General features: G+C 66.0%; 6 protein-coding genes. 3 read left to right on the forward strand and 3 right to left on the reverse strand.

Going from position 1 to position 4,347, the window contains the following annotated elements; genetic code table 11:
• Positions 1 to 62 precede the first annotated feature (62 nt).
• Genes FKP22_RS22320 through FKP22_RS22330 form a run of 3 tightly spaced genes read right to left on the reverse strand, consistent with a single transcriptional unit; the run spans position 63 to position 2,016 of the window.
• The gene (locus tag FKP22_RS22320) at positions 63 to 464 is read right to left on the reverse strand and encodes a group II truncated hemoglobin (RefSeq protein ID WP_231011384.1); all 402 of its coding nucleotides are present in this window, start codon (positions 462 to 464) and stop codon (positions 63 to 65) included.
• A gap of 20 nt (positions 465 to 484) precedes the next feature.
• Positions 485 to 1,270 carry a MinD/ParA family protein gene (locus FKP22_RS22325; protein WP_141289882.1) on the reverse strand — a complete coding sequence of 262 codons (786 nt, stop codon included), beginning with the start codon at positions 1,268 to 1,270 and terminating at the stop codon, positions 485 to 487.
• Between the two features lie 26 nt (positions 1,271 to 1,296).
• Positions 1,297 to 2,016, reverse strand: a complete 720-nt coding sequence (locus tag FKP22_RS22330; protein ID WP_141289883.1) for a GGDEF domain-containing protein — start codon at positions 2,014 to 2,016, stop codon at positions 1,297 to 1,299.
• A 235-nt stretch (positions 2,017 to 2,251) separates the two neighbouring features.
• Here FKP22_RS22330 and FKP22_RS22335 point away from each other — a divergent pair, with 235 nt between their 5' ends.
• The 3 genes from FKP22_RS22335 to FKP22_RS22345 all read left to right on the forward strand — a co-directional run.
• Complete coding sequence (locus FKP22_RS22335) at positions 2,252 to 3,121, forward strand: CheR family methyltransferase (RefSeq protein ID WP_141289884.1); 870 nt, start codon at positions 2,252 to 2,254, stop codon at positions 3,119 to 3,121.
• A 107-nt stretch (positions 3,122 to 3,228) separates the two neighbouring features.
• Positions 3,229 to 3,885 (forward strand): chemoreceptor glutamine deamidase CheD, encoded by a 657-nt coding sequence (cheD, locus tag FKP22_RS22340; RefSeq protein ID WP_211361516.1) that lies wholly within the window; start codon positions 3,229 to 3,231, stop codon positions 3,883 to 3,885.
• A gap of 65 nt (positions 3,886 to 3,950) precedes the next feature.
• A partial coding sequence (locus FKP22_RS22345; RefSeq protein ID WP_141289886.1) for a response regulator occupies positions 3,951 to 4,347 on the forward strand: 397 nt, incomplete at its 3' end.

Raw genomic sequence — 4,347 nt, forward strand, 5'->3', positions numbered from 1 at the left:
AAGGCGGCTGCGCGACCCGCTTGGCGGGTGGTTCGCTGTACCCGGCGAACCGGGTGCACCATTCAACCGGGTCGGTTGCGCATCCAGTCGGCGGTTTCAAACAGGCTGCGCTCCAGCCTGGCCTTCAGCTCGGCCGGCACGGCCCGGTCTTCCATTGCCTGGAACATGCAGGCCAGCCATTGGTCGCGTTCGACCTGGCCGATGGCAAACGGCAAATGCCGGGCGCGCAGCCGTGGATGGCCGAAGCGTTCAATGTAGTGGCTGGGGCCGCCGAGCCAGCCGCAGAGGAACCAGAACAGCTTGTCGCGGGCGTCGTCCAGCGTGCTGCCGTGCACCTCGCGCAACCGGGCAAAGCCGGGTTCGAGGTCCATCAGGTCATAGAAGTGATCCACCAGGGCGCGCACGCCGGGTTCGCCGCCGAGTTGCGTGAAGGGCGTGGTGGCGTCGATAGAGTTTTCGGTCACGGTTCGAAAATGGGGGAGGGTCAGCTGGTCAGGCGCGTGGCCACGGCCAGGACGGCTTGCGCGGCGGCACTGCCGGGAAAGCATTCCAGCATCAACTGTCGCCGCCGCACGGCGTCGCGCACCGCGGCGTCCACCGGAATTTCGCCGACGAACTCCAGCTTCAGCGGCGCCTCCAAGCTGGGCGTCACGTAGCGGTCCACCACCTGCTGCAGCTGTCCGCGGATGGTGCGGCCTTCGCCGGTCTGGGTGACCTGGTTGACCAGCAGCTTCAGGTCGCGCCGGCCCTGGGTGGTGGCCAGTACCTTGATGGTGGCGTAGGCGTCGGTCAACGAGGTGGGTTCGGGCGTGGCCACGACCAGCACCTCGTCGGCCAGCGAAACGGTGTAGAGCACCACGTCGGAAATCCCGGCGCCGGTGTCCAGCAGGATGCGGTCGAAGCGCGGCCGCATCTGCTGGATCACGTCGACCAGTTGGTCGCGCACCTCGGGCGTGAGGCGCGAGTACTCGACCATGCCCGAGCCTGCCAGCAGCACGTGGAAGCCGCCGGGTGCGGCCATCACGGCCTCCTCCAGCTTGTGCTTGCCGGTGAAGACGTCGTGCAGCGTGATCTTGGGGAACAGGTTCAGGACCACGTCGAGGTTGGCCAGGCCGAGGTCGGCGTCCAGCACCAACACCTTCTCTCCACGGCGCACAAGCGCAGCCGCAAGGTTGGCCGAGACAAAGGTCTTGCCGACGCCGCCCTTGCCGCTGGTGACGGCGGTGATGCGTGCGCGGCGGGTGCCGCTGGCAGCAGGGAGTTCACTCATGGGAGACGGGTTGGAAGACACGGCACTCATTCGAGATCCCCAGGCATGGTGGTCCCGAACAGCAGGCCCTTCTCTTCGGCACTGACGTTGGACACAGGCGTGGGCTCCAGACAGGTTCGGTTGCGGCCTTCGGACTTGGCGCGGTAGAGCTGCAGGTCGGCGCGTTCGGTCCACAGCGCAGGCGTGGAACGCACCCACTGCGGCGCATAGGCCCCACCAACGCTGACGGTGATGCCAAGGCGCAGCGAGAGCCCGGCGGTGATGACCTTCTGCTCGATGCGCTGGCGTATCCGCTCGGCCACGGTCTGGCCGAAGGCGGGCGGGCAATTGGGCAGGATGACGGCGAATTCCTCGCCGCCAATGCGGGCTGGCAAGTCCATCGGCCGCACGCATTCGGCCAGGCATTCGGCGACCGCGCGGATCACCTGATCGCCGACGATGTGGCCGTGATGGTCGTTGACGCGCTTGAAATGGTCGATGTCCAGCATCAGCAGCAGCGCAGGCTCGCCGGAGCGGGCTACGCGGTCGATTTCACGGTTCAACGCGGCCTCGAAGGCACGGCGGTTGGACAGCCCGGTCAGGGCGTCGCGACTGGAGATCTCGCACAGGCCGTCGATCACCGCCTGCAGCCACGCGGCGCTGCCCGGCGCGCCGGGCAAGGCGTCGCGACCCGACTGCTGCAGCAACTGCAGCGCCCGGTCCAGCTGCAGTGCAGCGGGGTCCGCGGGGGGGAGGGATTCGGGCAAAGCGCTCACGGAGTGTGAATTACTGCTGACACAAGGGAATTTCGAATCAGTCTAGCAGTGCGCTACCGGCACCAACAGGCCGAAAAAGGGATGCGAACGCCCGCTAACTCCGACCCTCGGGCTGGGGCTAATTTGCAAGACTGCCAGCCATCGCCACACCTGCGGACATCCGTGCCGGGCAGCGGTACGCCATTCGTGGGCGAACCGCAGGCCGCACCCGCCACACAGAGACATCATGAACGCATCCCTTGAAGCACAGCGAAGCCCGGCCAGTGGCGAGACCGATCTCGGGGAGCAGGAGTTCACCTTTGCCTCGGCCGACTTCGAGCGGGTGCGCAAGCTGATCTACCAGCGTGCCGGCATCAGCCTGCACGAGGGCAAGCGGGCGATGGTCTACAGCCGGCTGTCGCGCCGGCTGCGCGAGACCGGCCACCGCAGCTTCAAGGACTACCTGCAATGGCTGGAGAGCGCCACCGGCCCGTCGGGCGACGAGGAATGGCAGCAGTTCATCAACTGCCTGACCACCAACCTGACCTCCTTCTTCCGCGAAGAACATCACTTCCACGCGCTGGCCGAAGCCCTGCGCGGCATGGGCGGCAAGGCGCCGCGCATCTGGTGCTGCGCGGCCTCGACCGGCGAAGAGCCCTATTCCATCCTGATGACGCTGGCAGAGTCGCTGGGCGAGCGCAGCGGCGCACGCCTGACCGCCAGCGACATCGACACCAAGGTGCTGGCCACCGCCCGCCAGGGCGTGTACGCAGCCGACTCGCGCGGCCTGTCGCCTGAGCGGCTGAAGCGCCACTTCATGCGCGGCACCGGGGCCAACAGCGGCTTCATCCGTGTGAAGCCTGAGCTGGCGCAGATGGTCGAGTTCAAGCCCTTCAACCTGATGACCCCGCGCTGGGCCATGGGCGAGCCGTTCGACATGGTGTTCTGCCGCAACGTGATGATTTATTTCGACCACGACACGCAGCGCAAGGTGCTGGAGCGCATCCACAGCGTGATGAAGCCGGGCGGGCTGCTGTTTGTCGGCCACTCCGAGAACTTCACCGACGCGCGCGACCTGTTCACGCTGCGCGGCAAGACGATCTACCAACATGTGTGACGCCTGCCGCGCTTGCAGCAGCACCCTCGCCTCCTCTGATTTTTGCGACTGACGGAACCCAGCCCATGGCCACTCTGCCCTCTGCTTCCCTCGCTGGTGCCCGCGGCATGCCGCCGCCGCCTCCCCTGTTGAGTGCCGGCATGGGTGCCAAGTCCGGCCGGCTGGAGCGGCTGAAGGCCGCGCCGCGCAAGCCGGGCGAAGCCTCGTTCTTCTTCTATGACGCGCACTTCAAGAACGAAGCCGTGAAGATCCTGCCCGGCGAGTACTTCGTCGACAACGAAGACCTGCTGGTGATGACCACGCTGGGCTCGTGCATTGCCGCCTGCCTGTGGGACCGCAATGCCAAGGTCGGCGGCATGAACCACTTCATGCTGCCCGACGGCGCCGGCGACTCCGGCCGCTATGGCAGCTACGCGATGGAACTGCTGATCAACGAGATGATGAAGCGTGGTGCTTCGCGGCTGACGATGGAGGCCAAGGTCTTCGGCGGCGGCGCGGTGATCAGCGGCATGAACTCGATCAACGTCGGTGAGCGCAACACCAAGTTCGTGATCGACTTCCTCGCGACCGAGCGCATTCCCATCGTCTCCAAGGATGTGATGGACATCTACCCGCGCAAGGTCTGTTTCCTGCCGTACAGCGGCAAGGCCATGGTCAAGCGCCTGGCACCGGCGAATGCCGAGGCCCTGGTCGCACAGGACCGCATGGCAGCGCAGAAGGCGGCACCGGCCACCACGGGCGGCGGCTCGGTCGACCTGTTCTGAACGACGCACGCACTCACAAGACAAGGCAGCAGGCCAATCCGAATGGCCGTTCCTGGAGACGATGAATGACAAAGACCCGAGTGGTGGTGGTGGATGACTCCGCCCTGGTGCGCAGCCTGCTCACCGAAATCATCAACCGCCAGACCGACATGGAATGCGTCGGTTCGGCGGCAGACCCGTTTGCCGCGCGCGAGATGATCCGCGCGCTGAACCCCGACGTCATCACGCTGGACGTCGAAATGCCTCGCATGGACGGGCTGGATTTCCTGTCCAAGCTGATGCGCCTGCGGCCGATGCCCGTGGTGATGGTCTCCACGCTGACCGAGCGCGGCGCCGAGGTCACGCTCAAGGCACTGGAGCTCGGCGCGATCGACTTTGTCGCCAAGCCCAAGATCGGCATTGCCGATGGCCTGAAGCAACTGGCTGAAGAAATCACGGACAAGGTGCGCATCGCCGCCAAAG

Origin of the sequence: Ideonella azotifigens, from assembly GCF_006519715.1 — a bacterium.
Taxonomy (GTDB): Bacteria; Pseudomonadota; Gammaproteobacteria; order Burkholderiales; family Burkholderiaceae_C; genus Ideonella; species Ideonella azotifigens.

Excerpts from the sequence above, each read along its gene's own strand:
- FKP22_RS22325 (WP_141289882.1), bottom strand. The coding sequence starts at position 1,270 with ATGAGTGAACTCCCTGCTGCCAGCGGCACCCGCCGCGCACGCATCACC.
- FKP22_RS22335 (WP_141289884.1), top strand. The coding sequence starts at position 2,252 with ATGAACGCATCCCTTGAAGCACAGCGAAGCCCGGCCAGTGGCGAGACC.
- cheD (WP_211361516.1), top strand. The coding sequence starts at position 3,229 with ATGCCGCCGCCGCCTCCCCTGTTGAGTGCCGGCATGGGTGCCAAGTCC.